Annotated in this window: 6 protein-coding genes; 4 read left to right on the top strand and 2 right to left on the bottom strand. The window is 66.0% G+C overall.

Annotated elements, in window-relative coordinates; genetic code table 11:
* Positions 1-305: 305 nt before the first annotated feature.
* Together ACR2FV_RS09070 and ACR2FV_RS09075 are read right to left on the bottom strand one after the other, a co-directional pair.
* On the bottom strand, positions 306-719 hold the full coding sequence (locus ACR2FV_RS09070; RefSeq protein WP_434015367.1) for a hypothetical protein: 414 nt from the start codon (positions 717-719) through the stop codon (positions 306-308).
* A 45-nt stretch (positions 720-764) separates the two neighbouring features.
* The gene (locus ACR2FV_RS09075; RefSeq protein ID WP_434015368.1) at positions 765-1355 is read right to left on the bottom strand and encodes a hypothetical protein; all 591 of its coding nucleotides are present in this window, start codon (positions 1353-1355) and stop codon (positions 765-767) included.
* A 237-nt stretch (positions 1356-1592) separates the two neighbouring features.
* Between ACR2FV_RS09075 and ACR2FV_RS09080 the strand changes: the two genes are divergently transcribed.
* Genes ACR2FV_RS09080 through ACR2FV_RS09095 form a run of 4 tightly spaced genes read left to right on the top strand, consistent with a single transcriptional unit; the run spans position 1593 to position 3143 of the window.
* Positions 1593-2078, top strand: coding sequence for a transposase family protein (locus ACR2FV_RS09080; RefSeq protein ID WP_434015369.1), 486 nt, complete (start codon positions 1593-1595; stop codon positions 2076-2078).
* Positions 1969-2715 (top strand): ISAs1 family transposase, encoded by a 747-nt coding sequence (locus ACR2FV_RS09085; RefSeq protein ID WP_434015370.1) that lies wholly within the window; start codon positions 1969-1971, stop codon positions 2713-2715. The genes ACR2FV_RS09080 and ACR2FV_RS09085 overlap by 110 nt, the downstream gene beginning before the upstream one ends.
* Positions 2716-2718: 3 nt before the next feature.
* Positions 2719-3000, top strand: a complete 282-nt coding sequence (locus tag ACR2FV_RS09090) for a MerR family transcriptional regulator (RefSeq protein ID WP_434015371.1) — start codon at positions 2719-2721, stop codon at positions 2998-3000.
* A gap of 14 nt (positions 3001-3014) precedes the next feature.
* On the top strand, positions 3015-3143 hold the full coding sequence (locus tag ACR2FV_RS09095; protein WP_434015372.1) for a hypothetical protein: 129 nt from the start codon (positions 3015-3017) through the stop codon (positions 3141-3143).
* The last annotated feature ends 747 nt before the right edge of the window (positions 3144-3890 follow it).

Genomic DNA, 3890 nt, shown 5'->3' on the forward strand with positions numbered 1-3890 from the left:
GGGCCCATTGTGCCCGCAGTGCCGTCAAACCCATCGATACAGATCTCGCCGTTCTGACGACGGCGACAAAGCCCCTGTCCATTGGGCGTCCCGTTGACCGAACCGCTCGCGGTGACGGTCCGCACCGGCCTGCGGATGGGCCCGCCTGTTCGATAGGGGATCCCGTATCGGAACGGAGGTCACGTCTGGGTGGCCATCATCGACCGGGTCCTGGGGTTCGGCGGTCTTCACGGTGTTGCCTGTGCTTGTTGGTGTCCGGTGGAGCGCGAGGGCTGCGCCGGCCACGATGGTGAGGGTGGTGGCGATCAGCATGGTGCGGTAGTCCAGGAGGAGGAGCAGGCCGACCCCGGAGAGGGTGACGGCGGTTTGGGGCAGGTTGATCGCGATGTTGGTCGCGGCGCCGGTACGGCCCTGTAGACGTGGGGTGTGAGGCGTTGGCGCAGGGTGATGAAGGCGACGACGGTCCAGGTGACACCGAGGCCGACGGCGACCATCCCGACGAGCACTGCGGTCAGGCTCGACCCGGTGAGGGGGGTGATGCCGACACCGAGGGTTGCCAGGCCCAGGGCGAAGGTCTTGGTCTCGCCCATACGGGCGATGAACCAGGCGACGGTCAGACCGGCGAGCAGCCCCCCAACACCTTGGGGTGCGACCAGGAGTCCCAGGGTGGCGGCTGGTACCTGCAGAATTGCGGACCGTGCCTCCGCCTCACGGGCCATGGCGCACGATTGGAACTCTCCCTCAAATGGAAGCCGTCGATGCCCTTACCCCTCGGTACCGACTAGATCGCCAAGTGCTGTATCGGGGTCGGCAGCCATGAAGCCGATGATCGGTCCGATATGACGTGCGAGCTGGTCCGCTGCCAGCCAGGTCGCGTGGGCCGAATCGGCATGCTTGACAGCAGCAACAGTACGTTGGGCGGCATCGAAGCGTGCGTGCTCCTGAGAGAGGAGCCCGGTTAGAGCCCTCCATGTGCGCTCGCAGTGAAGGGCGAGGTCCATCCACAACATGGCATTGACTTCGCCGTGCTCTCGTCTTTCTTTGCGCCCCAGATCAGCCGCGAGGCGCTCCAGTTCCAAGAGATGGCGGCCACCCGCCCGGGGGTGACCGCCCGCCTCGCAGTGGTTGCTGTATTCTTCGTGACCGAAGCCACCGATCTTCCGTAGGTTGCCGGGCGAGAAGTCGTACTTCGCGGACGGTGGAGCATTTAACCACCTGGTAGCGAACTCGAAGTCGAGTTGGAACGCTCGGAAGAGGTACTCGCACTCGATCAGCTGACGGAGGAGGCCGGCGCAGGCGTATTCGTTTCCCTCGTGCAAGAGCGTGACCGACCCCTTGATTAGTTCTGCGCTCATCTGTGACACCACCGACGCCGCGACAAAGGCCCGTCTGCGCTCGGGGTCGATCGACGGCTCTGGACCCTTCGGGTCCTTGGAATCACCACCCAGGGTCCCGGAAAGGTCGGGCTGATGGGTAGGTGACCTGCGTGTTTGTGGGGGTGTGACCGGCGTGGCGTATGTGACGGGTGTGGCCCAAGGGGCTGAGATGGGAGTTCTTCACACCCACCGTCTCAGCAAGGACCACACCCGCCGATGCCATCCTCGCCGATCGTCGCCACTGTTGCTCAGCCGGACCGGGTCGGTCAGCTACTGGACCTGCTCGCCACGGTGCCGGACCCGCGTGATCCGCGTGGGCTGCGCTACCGGCCCGCTGGGGTGCTCGCGGTCGCGGTGAGCGCGGTGCTGACCGGGGCCCGCTCGTTCGCCGCGATCGGTGAGTGGGCCGCGGACCTGCCCGAGCAGCACCTGTCCCGGCTCGGGCTGGGGGCGGCACCGGAGGAGTCGACCCTTCGCAAGCTGTTCGCGCGCCTGGACGCGGACACGCTGGACCGGGTCCTTGGGGCGTGGCTGTGGACCCGCACCAGTGTCGTTGACGGCCAGCGGGTGATCGCCATAGACGCCAAAGACGGTGCGCGGGGCCCGCGCCCGCCCAGACGGGAAGGCGCCACACCTGGTCGCCGCGTTCGACCACCATGCCGGGGCCGTGCTGGGACAGCTCGCGGTGAGCACCAAGAGTAACGAGATCCCTTGCGTGCGTGACCTGCTCGCCTGCTTCGACCTGAAAGCAGTGGTGGTCAGCCTGGACGCGATGCACACCCAGACCGAAACCGCCAAGGCGATCACGGCCGCGGGTGGGCATTATCTGTTCACCGTCAAGGGCAACACCCCGACGCTGCGCCGGAAGCTGAAAGCACTGCCGTGGAAGGACGTGCCCGCCTATTCGTTGACCGAGACCGGGCACGGCAGACGCGTGACCCGCACCATCAAGGTCGCGGCCGTCCCGGACTGGGTCGAGTTCCCCGGCGCGGCACAGGTGGCACAGGTCCGCCGGACCGTCACCACGGGCGGGAGCAAGACCGTCGAGGTGGTCTACCTGATCACCTCCGCCGATCCCGCCGGCACGCCCCCGACCACCCTGGCTTCGTGGGTCCAAGGCCATTGGGGGATCGAGAATCGCCTCCACTGGGTGCGCGACGTGACGTTCGGCGAGGACATCTCCCAGACCCGCACCGGGCAAGCGCCCAGAATCATGGCCACCCTGAGGAACACTGCCATCAGCCTGCTGCGGTTGGCCGGCTGGGACAACATCGCCAAGGCCCTACGACATCACGCCCGCGATCCGGAACGCGCCCTCACATGCCTGCTGACCTGCTGAGATATGACCTTTCCGGGGCCCTGGCTCGAGCCTGAGCGGACCGAGGGCGGCACGCGCCGCTACCGCGCCGATGACCTGGACCGGCTTCGCCGCATCGGGGACCTGCTCGAGGCCGGACTGAACCCGGCCGGCATCGGCAGGGTCCTCAATCTCGAAGCGCAGAACATGCAGTTGCGAGCGGACAAGGAGGAGCAGCAATGGCTGAAGACCGCATCGATCCCAGCGAACAAGTCCCCGAAGCCGACCTCCTCGAGCAACAAGCACGACTCGACCCGCACCCGCTGACCGACGAAGAGACGGTGTCGGTGATCCCCGAGACACCGGCGGACGCGGATGAGGCCGACCGGGTAGAGCAGCACGCCATGGTGCTCGGCCGGGACGAGGACGACTATCCGCACGAGCCCTCTGGGGTGGGGTGGTCGTGGTGACAGACCTGCTCGTCGAGGTGGCGGAGCGGGTGAATGCCGATTTCGTCGAGCACGCCACCCCCAGACGAGGTTCTCACCGTCATCGGCCGGTGCCAGAACGAGCCGGACACGCCCAGCGTTGCGCTCATCCTCACTGTCCTCGCCCTAGCCGGCAGTCGGAAGTCGGAAGTCGGAAGCCGGAAGCCGGAAGCCGGCGCGACGATGTACGACGCTGGCCTCGCATATCTCGCCGCCATCTTCGCCACCCTCATGCAGTTGGCACTGTGCGCCGCAACGCTGGCTGGGTGGCCACAAAACGGCCGTCATATTGCAGCCAGCGCCACGTAGGACTGAATGTCGGGCAACTCGCCTGCCGCCGCCAGCTCAATCCGGTAAGGGATCCCTTCTGACACACGGCCGACGGATGGGCATCAGCGTCCAGACGTGTGCCGGTGAGCGTTCCATCACCGGAACAACCCCTGCCGACCCTTGACGACCGACGACGCGGCGTTGAACGGTCCCGCTAGCCGAACCCTCTGCGGGACTGGCTGTAAGGCTCATGAGTGAGTCGTGTTGGAAGTATGGATGCTGTCTGAGTCTGGATCCGCCGATTCTTTAGGCGTGATGGCCGGGTCGTGACACACGAATGCCCCTGTGACCTGGGAGAATGGGACTTACGACAGTTCCGAATCAACCAGATACAGGAGCACCCGATAGTGCGAGTCTGCCATAGCCTCTCGGCTGATTTCGATGACCCGAACCTGATCG

It is taken from the genome of Ornithinimicrobium sp., assembly GCF_051004135.1.
In the GTDB taxonomy this organism is placed as follows: Bacteria; Actinomycetota; Actinomycetes; order Actinomycetales; family Dermatophilaceae; genus Ornithinicoccus.